Source organism: Streptomyces lusitanus, assembly GCF_042647945.1.
Taxonomy (GTDB): Bacteria; Actinomycetota; Actinomycetes; order Streptomycetales; family Streptomycetaceae; genus Streptomyces; species Streptomyces pseudogriseolus.
On the sequence record NZ_JBHRWL010000015.1, the window covers coordinates 26,936 to 39,353 of the forward strand.

General features: G+C 73.7%; 14 protein-coding genes. 7 read left to right on the forward strand and 7 right to left on the reverse strand.

What is annotated here, in order from left to right; all coding sequences use genetic code 11:
• Positions 1-34: 34 nt before the first annotated feature.
• Together ACFOSY_RS20850 and ACFOSY_RS20855 are read right to left on the reverse strand one after the other, a co-directional pair.
• Positions 35-889 carry a SigB/SigF/SigG family RNA polymerase sigma factor gene (locus ACFOSY_RS20850; protein ID WP_394309084.1) on the reverse strand — a complete coding sequence of 285 codons (855 nt, stop codon included), beginning with the start codon at positions 887-889 and terminating at the stop codon, positions 35-37.
• A gap of 209 nt (positions 890-1,098) precedes the next feature.
• Positions 1,099-1,542 carry an ATP-binding protein gene (locus ACFOSY_RS20855; RefSeq protein ID WP_394309086.1) on the reverse strand — a complete coding sequence of 148 codons (444 nt, stop codon included), beginning with the start codon at positions 1,540-1,542 and terminating at the stop codon, positions 1,099-1,101.
• Between the two features lie 157 nt (positions 1,543-1,699).
• On the opposite strand from ACFOSY_RS20855, the gene ACFOSY_RS20860 reads away from it, so the two are divergent.
• The 3 genes from ACFOSY_RS20860 to ACFOSY_RS20870 all read left to right on the forward strand — a co-directional run bounded on the left by ACFOSY_RS20860 (position 1,700) and on the right by ACFOSY_RS20870 (position 4,245).
• Positions 1,700-1,930 carry a hypothetical protein gene (locus ACFOSY_RS20860; RefSeq protein WP_394309088.1) on the forward strand — a complete coding sequence of 77 codons (231 nt, stop codon included), beginning with the start codon at positions 1,700-1,702 and terminating at the stop codon, positions 1,928-1,930.
• Between the two features lie 110 nt (positions 1,931-2,040).
• Complete coding sequence (locus ACFOSY_RS20865; protein WP_394309090.1) at positions 2,041-3,516, forward strand: aminotransferase class I/II-fold pyridoxal phosphate-dependent enzyme; 1,476 nt, start codon at positions 2,041-2,043, stop codon at positions 3,514-3,516.
• Positions 3,517-3,789: 273 nt separating this feature from the next.
• Complete coding sequence (locus tag ACFOSY_RS20870) at positions 3,790-4,245, forward strand: cyclic nucleotide-binding domain-containing protein (protein ID WP_394309092.1); 456 nt, start codon at positions 3,790-3,792, stop codon at positions 4,243-4,245.
• Between the two features lie 31 nt (positions 4,246-4,276).
• On the opposite strand, the gene ACFOSY_RS20875 is transcribed toward ACFOSY_RS20870, so the two are convergent.
• Both ACFOSY_RS20875 and ACFOSY_RS20880 read right to left on the reverse strand, forming a co-directional pair.
• Positions 4,277-5,575: an MFS transporter gene (locus ACFOSY_RS20875; RefSeq protein WP_394309094.1), complete on the reverse strand. Its 1,299-nt coding sequence runs from the start codon at positions 5,573-5,575 to the stop codon at positions 4,277-4,279.
• A gap of 71 nt (positions 5,576-5,646) precedes the next feature.
• Complete coding sequence (locus tag ACFOSY_RS20880; RefSeq protein WP_394309096.1) at positions 5,647-6,264, reverse strand: LysE/ArgO family amino acid transporter; 618 nt, start codon at positions 6,262-6,264, stop codon at positions 5,647-5,649.
• 66 nt (positions 6,265-6,330) lie between these two features.
• Here ACFOSY_RS20880 and ACFOSY_RS20885 point away from each other — a divergent pair, with 66 nt between their 5' ends.
• Positions 6,331-7,230, forward strand: coding sequence for a LysR family transcriptional regulator ArgP (locus ACFOSY_RS20885; RefSeq protein ID WP_394309098.1), 900 nt, complete (start codon positions 6,331-6,333; stop codon positions 7,228-7,230).
• On the opposite strand, the gene ACFOSY_RS20890 is transcribed toward ACFOSY_RS20885, so the two are convergent.
• On the reverse strand, positions 7,196-7,933 hold the full coding sequence (locus ACFOSY_RS20890; protein WP_394309101.1) for a TetR/AcrR family transcriptional regulator: 738 nt from the start codon (positions 7,931-7,933) through the stop codon (positions 7,196-7,198). The genes ACFOSY_RS20885 and ACFOSY_RS20890 overlap by 35 nt on opposite strands.
• A gap of 150 nt (positions 7,934-8,083) precedes the next feature.
• Between ACFOSY_RS20890 and ACFOSY_RS20895 the strand changes: the two genes are divergently transcribed.
• Positions 8,084-9,304: a saccharopine dehydrogenase family protein gene (locus tag ACFOSY_RS20895; protein ID WP_394309103.1), complete on the forward strand. Its 1,221-nt coding sequence runs from the start codon at positions 8,084-8,086 to the stop codon at positions 9,302-9,304.
• A gap of 107 nt (positions 9,305-9,411) precedes the next feature.
• The gene (locus ACFOSY_RS20900; RefSeq protein WP_394309105.1) at positions 9,412-9,669 is read left to right on the forward strand and encodes a WhiB family transcriptional regulator; all 258 of its coding nucleotides are present in this window, start codon (positions 9,412-9,414) and stop codon (positions 9,667-9,669) included.
• A 75-nt stretch (positions 9,670-9,744) separates the two neighbouring features.
• Here ACFOSY_RS20900 and ACFOSY_RS20905 read toward each other — a convergent pair whose 3' ends face one another.
• Complete coding sequence (locus ACFOSY_RS20905; RefSeq protein ID WP_394309107.1) at positions 9,745-10,194, reverse strand: DUF6098 family protein; 450 nt, start codon at positions 10,192-10,194, stop codon at positions 9,745-9,747.
• 134 nt (positions 10,195-10,328) lie between these two features.
• Here ACFOSY_RS20905 and ACFOSY_RS20910 point away from each other — a divergent pair, with 134 nt between their 5' ends.
• Positions 10,329-10,688, forward strand: coding sequence for a DUF488 domain-containing protein (locus tag ACFOSY_RS20910; protein WP_394309109.1), 360 nt, complete (start codon positions 10,329-10,331; stop codon positions 10,686-10,688).
• A 34-nt stretch (positions 10,689-10,722) separates the two neighbouring features.
• Here the strand turns inward: ACFOSY_RS20910 and ACFOSY_RS20915 are convergent, their stop codons facing one another.
• Entirely contained in the window at positions 10,723-12,396 is a 1,674-nt protein-coding gene (locus tag ACFOSY_RS20915) for an FAD-binding dehydrogenase (protein WP_394309111.1), read from the reverse strand.
• Between the last annotated feature and the right edge of the window lie 22 nt (positions 12,397-12,418).

The following is a 12,418-nucleotide window of genomic DNA, read 5'->3' on the forward strand; positions in this document are numbered from 1 at the left end:
GCTTTCCTGGACGGACGGTACGGAACAGAGAGCGTCAGGCGGTGGGGCGGGCGCCGCCGCGGCCGGGGCGCTGGCCCAGCACGTCGGCGCGCACGCGGGCGCAGCTGCGGCTGATCAGGCGGGAGACGTGCATCTGGGAGATGCCCAGCCGGTCGGCGATCCGGCTCTGGGTCATGTCCTCGAAGAAGCGCATGTAGAGGATGGCGCGCTCACGCTCCGGCAGCCGCCGCAGCCCCTCCTTGGCGGACTCGCGGTCGACCACCACGTCGTAGGAGGAGTCGGAGGCGCCGAGGGTGTCGGCGAGGCTGTAGCCGTCGTCGTCGGTGGAGAGTTCGGCGTCCAGGGACAGGGTGCTGAAGCTCTCCAGCGCCTCCATGCCGGCGGACACCTCCTCCTCGGTCAGCCCGGTGTGGGCGGCGATGTCCGCCACGGACGGCTCGGGGCTGCCGGGGTTCTGGGTGAGCTCGCGGCGGGCGACGCGCACCTTGTTGCGCAGCTCCTGGATCCGGCGGGGCACGCGCAGCGCCCACATGCGGTCCCGGAAGTGGCGCTTGACCTCGCCGGTGATGGTGGGGACGGCGTAGCTCTCGAAGGCCCCGCGGCTGGGGTCGAACCGGTCGATGGCCTTGACCAGGCCGAGGGCCGCGACCTGGCGCAAGTCCTCGATGGACTCGCCGCGGTCGCGGAAGCGGCCGGCGATCCGGTGGGCCATGGGCAGCCAGGCGGTGACGAGCCGGTCGCGGACGGTGTCCCGCTCGGGTCCGTCCTCGAGGGTCGCGAGGCGTGCGAAGAGGGTCGTGGTGTCGGGGGCGTCGTCGTGCCGCCGGCGGGTCGCGGCGGCGGTCGTTCCGGAGGTACCGGGACGGGGGGCGGACGAGTCAATGAGCATGCGGATTCAGCTCCCGAACGGTGGTTTCAGGGATCTACCGCGGGGTGGTCGTCGCGGGACTGCACGGAGGGTCCCGGCGTGGTCGTACCACTCCCGCCGGCGCGCCTCCGGTCCGAAGCACGAACCTCCGATTGCCCCCGGCCCGGTAGAACAAACTCCACTTCTTCGCGGAAATTGCCGGGGATGCGTGCGGGCGCCCGGGGCAGGCCTCAGACCAGGGAGACCAGGGCGGTGATCCGCTTGCCGCCGGCGGGCAGGTCGGACACCCGGACATCGCGGGCGAGCCGGCACACGATGGGCCAGCCGTGGCCGCCGGGGCGGCGCCGGCCCTCCCCGTCGACGGGCGGCACGGCGACGGGCAGGGCGTCGCTGCGGTCGCTGACGGACAGCAGGACGCCGGGGCCGTCGACGTCGACCTCGAAGCCGGTGACTCCCCCGCCGTGCAGGATCGCGTTGGTGGTGAGCTCCGAGGCGACGAGCAGGGCGTCGGCGAGCGCCTCGGTGTCACAGGGGGTGCGGGTGGCCAGGCAGCGTTCGGCCACCGCCCGCAGCACGGCCTCGCGCACCTCGGCGGGCCGGGACGGGCACGGCTGCCCGGCGGGCCGGTCGCCCGGCGGCGTGACAAGGGGTTCGGTGAGGTGGTCCTCGCTCATGGAACGGCTCCCTGGATCGGTGACAGGATCGGTGACGTACGGAAGGGGAAATGCCTCGGACCTCCCTTTTCGGCTCACCTGTCACGGTTCACGCAAACCTCCCGGACGTTTCCCGTCCGCCCGTGGTCGCCCGGCCCACCGCGGGTACCCGGGGCGCATGACCGATGTGGTGGACTCGGACGAACTGCTGCGGCGTATCCGGCGGGCACGGGCCTGCGCGGCACAGGAGGAGCGGTCCTGGCGGGCCCGGGGCGAGCGGCTGGGCCGGGAGAATTCAGGGGATCCCGGCGAGGCGCGGGACGCCGAGATCCGCACGGTGGCCTTCGGAGTGGTGCTGCGGGTGCTGGACGAGATCCTGACGCCGGGCAAGCACGACACACCCGTCTGAGGCGGGCGTCCGGGGCGCGGGGCACGGCGGGCAGGGGCCCGGATCGACGGCGGGCCCGGATAGACGGCGGGCCCGGATTGACGGCTGGGGCGCCGGGAACCTGATGACGCATGACTGTCGACCATCACCGGGCACCGGTTCTGGAAGCGCTGGAGGAGTACCACCGCAGGGGGCACCTGGGATTCACGCCCCCGGGCCACAAGCAGGCGCGCGGAGCCGATCCGGCGGTGCGCGAGCTGCTCGGGGACGCCGTCTTCCTGGGCGACGTGCTCGCGACGGGCGGCCTGGACGACCGGCTCACCCGGGGCCGGGTGCTCCAGTCGGCGCAGGAGCTGATGGCCGACGCCGTGCACGCCGATCACACCTTCTTCAGCACCTGCGGCAGCTCCCTGTCGGTGAAGGCGGCGATGCTGTCGGTCGCGGGGCCGCACGAGAAGCTGCTGATCGGGCGGGACGCCCACAAGTCGGTGGTGTCGGGGCTGATCCTGTCCGGCGTACGGCCGGTGTGGGTGGAGCCGCGGTGGGACGCCGAACGGCACGTGGCGCATCCCCCGTCGGCCGCGGAGTTCGAGGCGGCCTTCGAGGCCCATCCCGACGCGCGGGGCGCCCTGGTGACCAGTCCGACGCCGTACGGCGCGGCGGCGGCGCTGCGGGACATCGCCGAGGTGTGCCACCGGCGTGGGCGCCCGCTGATCGTGGACGAGGCGTGGGGCGCGCATCTGCCCTTCCACCCGGAGCTGCCGTCGTGGGCGATGGACGCGGGCGCGGACATCTGCGTGACCAGCATCCACAAGATGGGCAGCGGGCTCGAGCAGGGCTCGGTGTTCCATCTGCGAGGGGATCTGGTGCCGCCGGCGGTGCTGGGCCAGCGCGCCGATCTGCTCGGCACGACGAGCCCCTCGGTGCTGATCTTCGCGGGCCTGGACGGCTGGCGGCGGCAGATGGCGCTGCGCGGCGAGGAGCTGATGGGGTCGGCGCTGGAGCTGGCGGGCGAGGTGCGGGCGGCCGTCGAGGAGATCGACGGGATGCACGTGGACGGCAGGGACGACTACTGCGGGCCGGGTCTCGCGGACGACTTCGACCCGCTGCCCTGCGTGATCGACCTCCAGGAACTGGGCATCACGGGCTACCGGGCGGCGGACTGGCTGCGTGAGCACCGCGCGATCGACGCCCACCTGGTCGACCATCGCCGTATCGGCGCGCAGATCACGCACGGCGACGACCGGGAGACCGCCGGCGAGCTGCTGTCGGCGCTGCGTGAGCTGCGGCGGGCGGCGCCCGGGCTGCGCGGGGGCCCTCAGGTGGCGGTGCCGGAGCCGGGTGAGCTGCGGATGGAGCAGGCGGTGCTGCCGCGGGATGCGTTCTTCGGTCCGGCCGAGGAGGTGCCGGCGGAGAAGGCCGCCGGGCGGGTCGCGGCGGAGATGATCACGCCGTATCCGCCGGGGATCCCTGCGGTGCTGCCGGGCGAGCGGCTGACCGAGCCGGTGCTGCGCTATCTGCGGACCGGACTGGAGGCGGGGATGTATCTGCCGGACCCCGCGGACCCGTCCCTGGAGACCGTCCGGGTCGTGGCGCAGGACACGTAGGACCCGATTACGCGAACCTCAGGTGAATGGTTTATCGTTCATTCATACGTGGTGCCGGGGTCGACGCGACTCCTCCGTCACCACCGCTTACGGCCCTGGCTGGTTTCCCCCGTCCAGCCAGGGCTTTTTCATGCCCGGACGCGGGCCGCGCGCGAGGCGCACACACCCTCACGAAGCCGCCGCGTCCGCCGAGGTGCCCCGAACGGCCGCAGCGGCTGAAATGAGTAGGGAGGGAAAGCACCCGGACCGCATCCCGGCGAGAGGCCCCGTCCCATGACCAAAGCGATCAAGCTCCTGACCGCGCTCCCCCACCAGCAGCGCGAGCGCCTGATGACGCTGGCCCGTGAGGTGTACTTCCAGGAGGACACCCGCATCTTCGAGTCCGGAGGCCACGCCGACCGCTTCTGGGTCATACGCTCCGGCGCCGTCTCGCTGGACCAGCGGCTGAACGAGGTGCAGCGCATCACCGTCGCCGGGCTCGGCGCGGGCGACCTGCTGGGCTGGTCCTGGCTCTTCCCTCCGTACGAGTGGGACTTCGGCGCGGAGGCGTTCAGCCCGGTCCGCGCCTACGAGTTCGACGCGGCGGCCGTGCTGCGGCTGTGCGAGGCGGACACCGCCCTCGGGCTGTCGCTGGTCCGCTGCGTCGCCGAGGTGCTAGCGCACCGGCTGGAGATGACCCGCGGCCAGCTGATGGAGCAGTACGCGATGCGGCGCGGCGGGGTGGTGTAGGGCTCCTCGTTCGAATGGCCCTGGCGACCGCTCAGACGCGGTAGCGGCGCAGGGCGGGCATGGCGGCGGCCAGCGCCAGCATCACCACGACGACCAGGATCCCGCCGCCGGCGACGGCCGCGCGAGGGCCGAAGGCCGACCCGGCGGTGCCGTGCAGGACGTCCGCGAGGCGGGGTCCTCCGGCCACGACGACGGTGAAGACGCCTTGCATGCGGCCGCGCATCTCGTCGGTCGCCGCGGACAGCAGGATCGCCCCGCGGAACACCATGGACACCATGTCGGCGACCCCGGCGAGGGCGAGGAAGGCGACCGCGAGCCACAGGCTGCCGCTGAGCCCGAACCCGGCGACGGCCAGCCCCCACACCACCACGGACCCGATCACCATCCAGCCGTGCCGGCGCGCCCGGGAGAACGTGCCGGAGAACAGGCCGCCCAGCACCGCGCCCAGCGGGATCGCGGCGAACAGCAGGCCCAGCGCGAAGCCCTCCCCGTAGGGGGCGTAGGTCTCGGCGGCGAGCTGCGGGAACAGGGCGCGGGGCATGCCGAGGACCATGGCGACGATGTCGGCGAGGAACGACAGCAGCAGCACCGCGTGCCCGGAGATGTAGCGGAAGCCCTCCAGGACGCCGCGCAGCCCGGCGCTTCCGGCCTTGGCGGCGGTGAGCGGCGGCAGGGCGGGCAGCCGGTACACCGCCCAGACGGTGACGCACAGCGCGAGGGCGTCGATCAGGTACAGCTCGGCCAGCCCGATCACGGGGATGAGGGCGCCGGCGAGCAGCGGTCCGGCGATCTGGCCGGTCTGCATCACGGTGGAGCCGAGGGCGTTGGCGGCGGGCAGTTCGTCCGCCGGGACCAGGCGGGCGATGGAGGCGCTGCGGGCGGGCGCGTTCAGCCCCCAGAAGGCCTGCTGGAGGGCGAGCAGCAGCATCAGCGCACCGACGGACTTCAGTCCGGCGAAGGCCTGGACCCAGAACAGCAGCGAGGTGACCGCGATGCCGGTGTTGGTGAGCAGCAGCAGCTTGCGGCGGTCCATGCTGTCGGCGATCGCCCCGCCCCACAGCGCGAACACGATCAGCGGCAGCAGTCCGGCGAGGCTCGCGGCGCCGACCCAGGCGGAGGAGCCGGTGATGTCGTAGATCTGCTTGGGCACCGCGACGGCGGTGAGCTGGCTGCCGACCGCGGTGACGACGGTGGAGGCCCACAGCCTGCGGTAGGCGGGGCGGCGCAGCGGGCGGGTGTCCATGGCCCAGCGGCGCCACCCGCGCGGTCTGTCCGCCTCCTGCTCGGCGTCGGGGGTGCGGGGTTCGGTGCTGCTCTCGCTGGTGTCCACGACCGTCCTGGTTGCTGCGTACATCTACTTGGCCGGGACTCAGTGTGGCAGGCGCCCGGTCCGGCGCGTCCTCAGGCTCCCGCGACGAGCGTCACACCGAGCACGATCATGGTGACGGCCACCAGGGCGTCCAGGACCCGCCAGGCGGCGGGGCGGGCGAGGAAGCGGCCGAGCAGCCGCGCGCCGAAGCCGAGCGCGGCGAACCAGCACAGGCTGGCCAGCGCGGCGCCGACGCCGAAGGTCCAGCGTGAGGGGCCGTGGTCGGCGGCGACCGAGCCGAGGAGGAACACCGTGTCCAGGTAGACGTGCGGGTTGAGCCAGGTCAGGGCGAGGCAGGTGAGGACGGCCCGGCGGCGTGAGCCGGTCGCGTCGCCCGCCGCCTCCAGTCCCGTGCCGGCCGGGCGGACCACCCGGCGGGCGGCCAGGGCGCCGTAGCCGAGGAGGAAGGCGCCGCCGATCCAGCCCACGACCGTCAGGGCGGCGGGCCACGCCACCACGACCGCGCCGACGCCGCCGACCCCGAGGGCGATGAGGAGGGCGTCGGACAGGGCGCAGATGCCGACCACGGCGAGCACGGCGTCCCTGCGGACCCCCTGGCGCAGCACGAAGGCGTTCTGCGCGCCGATGGCGACGATCAGGGACAGTCCGGTGCCGAAACCGGCGAGGGCGGGGGCGAATGCGCTGGTCATGAGGGTGACGCTAGGCGGCGCGGCCGATGCAGTACAGCTAAGGAATCTTACGTACCCTAAGCCGGTGTGACGGAAGACCTTCCGCTGGACCAGGTGCGGACGCTGCTCGCGGTGGTCGACGAGGGGACGTTCGACGCGGCGGCGGCCGCGCTGCACGTGACGCCCTCGGCGGTCAGCCAGCGGGTCAAGGCGCTGGAGCAGCGCACCGGGAGGGTGCTGCTGCTGCGCACCCGTCCGGTGCGGCCCACCGAGTCCGGCGAGGTGCTGGTGCGGCTGGCCCGGCAGGTGGCCCGGCTGGAGCGGGACGCGTACGCGGAGCTGGGGCTGAGCGGCGCCGGGGAGCCGACGCGGGTGTCGGTCGCGGTCAACGCGGACTCGCTCGCCACCTGGTTCCTGGACGCCCTGGTCCGGCTGCCGGCCCGGTCCCGGCTCTGTTTCGAACTGCGCCGGGAGGACGAGTCGCACACGGCGGCGCTGCTGCGCGAGGGCACGGTGATGGCCGCGGTGACCTCCTCCCCCGATCCGGTGCCGGGCTGCTCGGTGCGGCGTCTGGGGGCGATGCGCTACCTGCCGGTGGCTCACCCGGAGTTCGCGGCGGAACTGCTGACGGAGCCGCTGGAGGAGTCGGTGGCGGCGGCGCCGGTGGTGGTCTTCGACCGGCGGGACGACTTCCAGGACCGGTTCGTGCGCCGGCTCACCGGGGGCCGCAGAGGGGCGGGTACATGGCGTCACCACGTGCCGACGTCGGAGGGGTTCGCCGAGGCGGTGGCGGCGGGCCTCGGCTGGGGCATGGTGCCCGAGGCGCAGGCGGTGCCGCTGCTGCGGGCGGGCCGGGTCACGGTGTTCGCCCCGGACCGCGCGGTCGACGCGCCCCTGTACTGGCAGCAGTGGAAGCTGGACTCCCCCGCCCTCGCGGCGGTCGCCGACGCGGTCATGGAGACGGCGGCCCGGGCTCTGCACCACTGACCCGGAGGGCCGCCAGGTCCCGCTCCGCGCTGGCCAGCAGCATGTCCAGCGCCGTGGGGTAGGCGCTCTCGACCATGCGGGCGGCGAGCAGCGGGGCGGTCTCGGCGATGCGCGGATGGGTGGCGGCGGGCAGCCGGGCGTAGGTCGAGCGCCACATGTCCTCGTCGGCGCGCCGTGCCGCGTCCGGCAGGGCGAGGGAGGCGGCGTCGAGGGCGGCGAACGCCAGGGTGGTGTCGATGAAGGCCTGGTAGACGCGGACGGTGTCGGCGGGCGGGAAGCCCGCGGTGCGCAGCACGTCCAGCACTGCCTCGTCGGCGGCCAGTTCGTTCGCCCTGCCGGAGACGCGGCTGGCGGTGAGCACCGCCGCCTGCGGGTGGGAGACGTAGGCGGCGTGGATGCGCAGGCCCAGGGCGCGCAGGTCGTGCCGCCAGCGCCCGCTCCCGCGCCAGCCGTCCAGGGCCTGGCCGATCAGCGCGTCGCCGATGGCGAGTGTCAGGTCGTCCATGCCGCGGAAGTACCGGTAGAGGGTGCTCGGGTCGCAGTCGAGGGCGAGTCCGAGACGGCGGGCGGTGAGGCCCGCGCTGCCGTGCTCCCGGAGCAGCCGCAGCGCGGCCTCGACGATCAGCCGCTCCGACAGCACGACCCCGCTCCTGGTCGGCCTGCGGCGCCGCCGCCGCTCCTCGGGCACCACCCGCTTGGCCATGTCCCCGCTCCTCCCACGCCCCGCCGACCAGGGACGCCTTATGCCAACGCCATTGACCTTACGCCCCGGCACGGCGTTCCATCACGGCAGGGGCCCCGCAGAACATTCCGGATCTTTCGGATCCATGACGAGGAAAGGGAGTGCTCCGTCATGCGCGTACTGCTGGTGGGAGCGGGCGGCGTGGGGACCGCCGTCACCCGGATCGCGGCCCGACGGCCGTTCTTCGAGCTGATGGTGGTGGCCGACTACGACCCGGCCCGGGCCGAGGCGGCGGTGGCGGCGCTCGGCGCGGACGGTGACCGGTTCCACGCCGAGCGGGTCGACGCCGGTGACGAGGCGCAGGTGACGGCGCTGCTGGAGCGGCACGGCTGCGACGTGCTGCTGAACGCCACCGACCCCCGGTTCGTGATGCCGCTGTTCCGCGCGGCGCGGGCGGGCGGCGCCGCCTATGTCGACATGGCGATGTCGCTGTCCCGCCCGCACGGCGAGCGGCCGTACGAGGAGTGCGGGGTGAAGCTGGGCGACGAGCAGTTCGCGCGGGCCGCCGAGTGGGAGGAGGCCGGGCGGCTGGCGCTGGTGGGCATGGGCGTGGAGCCGGGTCTGTCGGACGTGTTCGCCCGGTACGCGGCGGACGAACTCTTCGACGAGATCGAGGAGATCGGCGTCCGCGACGGTGCGAACCTCACGGTCGACGGTTACGACTTCGCGCCGTCGTTCAGCATCTGGACCACCATCGAGGAGTGCCTCAACCCGCCCGTGGTCTACGAGCGGGACCGCGGCTGGTTCACCACCGAACCCTTCAGCGAGCCGGAGGTGTTCGACTTCCCCGAGGGCATCGGCCCGGTGGAGTGCGTGAACGTGGAGCACGAGGAGGTGCTGCTGGTGCCCCGCTGGGTGGACGCCCGCCGGGTCACCTTCAAGTACGGCCTGGGCCGCGACTTCACGGACACCCTCCGCACGTTGCACCTGCTGGGCCTGGACCGCACCGAGCCGGTGACCGTGCCCGGCCCCGACGGTCCCGTGAAGGTCTCCCCGCGGGACGTCGTCGCGGCCTGCCTGCCCGACCCGGCGACCCTCGGCGACCGGATGCACGGCAAGACCTGCGCGGGCACCTGGGTGCGGGGCGTCAAGGACGGGGCGCCGCGCGAGGTGTACCTGTACCACGTGGTCGACAACCAGTGGTCGATGAGCGAGTACGGCTGTCAGGCGGTGGTGTGGCAGACGGCCGTCAACCCGGTCGTCGCGCTCGAACTGCTGGCGACCGGCGCCTGGTCGGGCGCGGGGGTGCTCGGCCCGGAGGCGTTCCCGGCCCGGCCGTTCCTCGACCTGCTCACCGCCTACGGATCCCCGTGGGGGCTGCGCGAGCAGTGACCGTTTCCACGCGGATCGCGCCGTTTCACCTCCACTTGACAGGTCACCCGAAGGAAGGCAAGGCACCCGAAAGGGTGCGCACCGACTTCGGACGCAGGTGACTTTCGATGGACAACTGGCGGCACAGCGCGGCCTGCCGGACCGAGGACCCCGAGCTGTTCTTCCCGATCGGCACCTCCGGGCCGTCTCTGTTGCAGACCGAGCAGGCCAAGGCGGTCTGCCGGCGCTGCCCCGTGCGGGAGCAGTGCCTGGAGTGGGCCCTGGAGACCGGCCAGTCCATCGGTGTGTGGGGCGGCACGAGCGAGACGGAACGCCGCGCGCTCAAGCGGCGCATCGCGGCCCGCCGTTCGTCGGGCAGGGCCTGACGGACACGGCGGGCGGTGCGGGAGTGAGGGCGAGGGCGTGATCCGCGCCCTCGCCCCGAGCGGGCGGCCCGGCGGTCAGCGGGCGACACGGCGCAGTGGCCCCCAGGGGTTCTCCTGGCGGGCCACTTCCGTGTGCGCCTCCTCGATCACCTCGTCGGCGAGCCGGCAGAGCGGACGCACATCGGTGACCAGCGGCTCGTTGTCCGGGCCCCGGCCCGCCTCACGCCCCTTGAGCACCCAGGGCCGGATGTCGGCGCCCTTCTCGCGCGGCAGGTGCTCGTAGTCGTACAGCCGGCGCGCCACCCACAGGGCCGGCGACCGGTCCTGCCACCACTCCTCCACGTCGAGCGGGTTCGCGGACAGACCGGGCATGGCCACGCCGGTGAGGTCGTCGATGCCGGACACCGCGTGCAGGTCGACCGCCGGTCCCCTGGACCAGCGGACGTACAGGCCCCGGTCGCGCTCCACCAGTGCGGTGAGCTCGGCGAGCGTGCCGACGACCGGCAGGTCGTCCGTGGCCTCCATCCGTCACCTCCCGTCGCGGTCCCCGGCGGACCCAGTACCCGGCTCCCGCCGGGGGAATGCGGCCGTCCCGCTCGTCGTGCCCGGTTCCGTGCGCCGCAGTAGGCTCGCAGCGGTCGAGGCGGAAGGGAGCCGGCATGAGCGTGCGGGTGCGCCGCGTGTACGAGCCGCCCGAGCCGGACGACGGGGTGCGGGTCCTCGTCGACCGGCTGTGGCCGCGCGGCCTGGCGAAGGACGCGGCCCGGGTCGACGAGTGGCCGAAGGGGCTGACTCCCTCCACCGAGCTGCGCCGCTGGTACCACGGCTGCGAGGAGACCCTCGCCTCCTTCGAGGAGTTCCGCGAGCGCTACGAGGCGGAGTTGGCCGCCCCGGAGGCGGCGGACCTGCTGGAGCGGGTGCGGGAGCTGGCCGGGAAGGGCACGGTGACCCTGCTGACCGCCTCCAAGCGGCCGGGAACCAGTCACGCGGAGGTGCTGGCCCGGCTGCTCGACGACTGACCGGCCCGATCGGCCCGATCGGCCCGCTGAAGCCTCAGGCCGTCTGCGCGGCCGCCGCCCGGCCCGCCGCGCGGCCCGAGAAGAGGCAGCCGCCGAGGAAGGTGCCCTCCAGCGCGTTGTAGCCGTGGACGCCTCCGCCGCCGAAGCCCGCGACCTCCCCGGCCGCGTACAGCCCGTCGACCGGGCTGCCGTCGGCGCCGAGCGCGCGGGAGTCCAGGTCGGTCTGGATGCCGCCGAGCGTCTTGCGGGTGAGGATGTGCAGCTTCACGCCGATCAGCGGGCCCGCCGCCGGGTCGAGGACGCGGTGCGGGGTGGCGACCCGGCCGAGGCGGTCGCCGATGTAGCGGCGGGCGTTGCGGATGCCCTGCACCTGGGCGTCCTTGCTGTAGGCGTTGGCGAGCTGGAGGTCGCGCGCCTCGATCTGGCGGCGGACGAGGGCCGCGTCGAGGAGCGGCTCGTCGGTGAGGGCGTTCATCTTGTCGACGAGTTCCTCGAGGGTGGCGGCGGTGACGAAGTCCGCGCCGTTGCGCAGGAAGGCGTCCACCGGGCCGGGGGCGCCCTTGCCGAGGATGCGTTCGCGCAGGAACCCGGCGCGGTCCTTGGCGGTGATGTCCGGGTTCTGCTCGGAGCCGGAGAGCGCGAACTCCTTCTCGACGATCTTCTGGGTGAGGATGAACCAGGAGTGGTCGTAGGGGGCGATGTCCTCGGTGGTGCGCAGGTGCTTCAGCGTGCCGAGGGTGTCGTAGCCGGGCAGGCAGGGCTCGGGGAGCCGGCGGCCCAGCGCGTCGAACCACAGGGAGGACGGGCCGGGCAGGATGCGGATGCCGTGGCCGGGCCAGACCGGGTCCCAGTTCCGGATGCCCTCGGTGTAGTGCCACATGCGGTCGCGGTTGACCAGCCGCACCCCCGCGCGGGCGCTGATCTCGAGCATCCGCCCGTCGACGTAGGCGGGGACGCCGGTGACCATCTCGCGCGGCGGGGTGCCCAGCCGCTCGGGCCAGTACCGGCGGACGATGTCGTGGTCGGCGCCGATGCCGCCGCTGGTGACGATCACGGCCTGGGCGGTCAGCTCGAACTCGCCGCTCGCCTCGCGGCTGGAGGCGACGCCGCGCGGTGAGTTGTCCTCGGCCAGCACGGTGCCGCGCACCCCGCGCACGGCGCCGTCCTCCACGACCAGCTCGTCGACGCGGTGGCGGTGGTGGAAGGTGAGCAGTCCGTCGCGCGAGGCCTCGCGGGCGTACCGGGTGAACGGGGCGACGACCCCGGTGCCGGTGCCCCAGGCGATGTGGAAGCGGGGCACGGAGTTGCCGTGGCCGCCGGCGCGCAGGTCGCCGCGCTCGGCCCAGCCGACGGTGGGCAGGAAGGTGATGCCGTGGCCGTCCAGCCAGGACCGCTTCTCCCCCGCCGCCCACTCGACGTAGGCGCGCGCCCAGCGCTTCGCCCAGCTGTCCTCGTCGTCGAGCCGGTCGAAGGCGGCGCTGCCCTGCCAGTCGTTCCAGGCCAGCTCGAAGGAGTCCTTGACGCCGAGGCGGCGCTGCTCGGGCGAGCCCACCAGGAACAGCCCGCCGAACGACCAGTAGGCCTGGCCGCCGAGGTTGGCGGCGTTCTCCTGGTCGACCAGGGCGACCCTGCGGCCCTTCGCGGTCAGTTCGTGGGCCGCGACGAGGCCCGCGAGGCCCGCTCCGACGACGATGACGTCGGCATCCATGGCGACCGTCCCTTCCTTCTGC

Bases quoted from the DNA above. Each gene is read 5' to 3' on its own strand.
- ACFOSY_RS20850 (WP_394309084.1), bottom strand. From the start codon at position 889: ATGCTCATTGACTCGTCCGCCCCCCGTCCCGGTACCTCCGGAACGACC.
- ACFOSY_RS20855 (WP_394309086.1), bottom strand. From the start codon at position 1,542: ATGAGCGAGGACCACCTCACCGAACCCCTTGTCACGCCGCCGGGCGAC.
- ACFOSY_RS20860 (WP_394309088.1), top strand. From the start codon at position 1,700: ATGACCGATGTGGTGGACTCGGACGAACTGCTGCGGCGTATCCGGCGG.
- ACFOSY_RS20865 (WP_394309090.1), top strand. From the start codon at position 2,041: ATGACTGTCGACCATCACCGGGCACCGGTTCTGGAAGCGCTGGAGGAG.
- ACFOSY_RS20870 (WP_394309092.1), top strand. From the start codon at position 3,790: ATGACCAAAGCGATCAAGCTCCTGACCGCGCTCCCCCACCAGCAGCGC.
- ACFOSY_RS20880 (WP_394309096.1), bottom strand. From the start codon at position 6,264: ATGACCAGCGCATTCGCCCCCGCCCTCGCCGGTTTCGGCACCGGACTG.
- ACFOSY_RS20890 (WP_394309101.1), bottom strand. From the start codon at position 7,933: ATGGCCAAGCGGGTGGTGCCCGAGGAGCGGCGGCGGCGCCGCAGGCCG.
- ACFOSY_RS20895 (WP_394309103.1), top strand. From the start codon at position 8,084: ATGCGCGTACTGCTGGTGGGAGCGGGCGGCGTGGGGACCGCCGTCACC.
- ACFOSY_RS20900 (WP_394309105.1), top strand. From the start codon at position 9,412: ATGGACAACTGGCGGCACAGCGCGGCCTGCCGGACCGAGGACCCCGAG.
- ACFOSY_RS20905 (WP_394309107.1), bottom strand. From the start codon at position 10,194: ATGGAGGCCACGGACGACCTGCCGGTCGTCGGCACGCTCGCCGAGCTC.
- ACFOSY_RS20910 (WP_394309109.1), top strand. From the start codon at position 10,329: ATGAGCGTGCGGGTGCGCCGCGTGTACGAGCCGCCCGAGCCGGACGAC.
- ACFOSY_RS20915 (WP_394309111.1), bottom strand. From the start codon at position 12,396: ATGGATGCCGACGTCATCGTCGTCGGAGCGGGCCTCGCGGGCCTCGTC.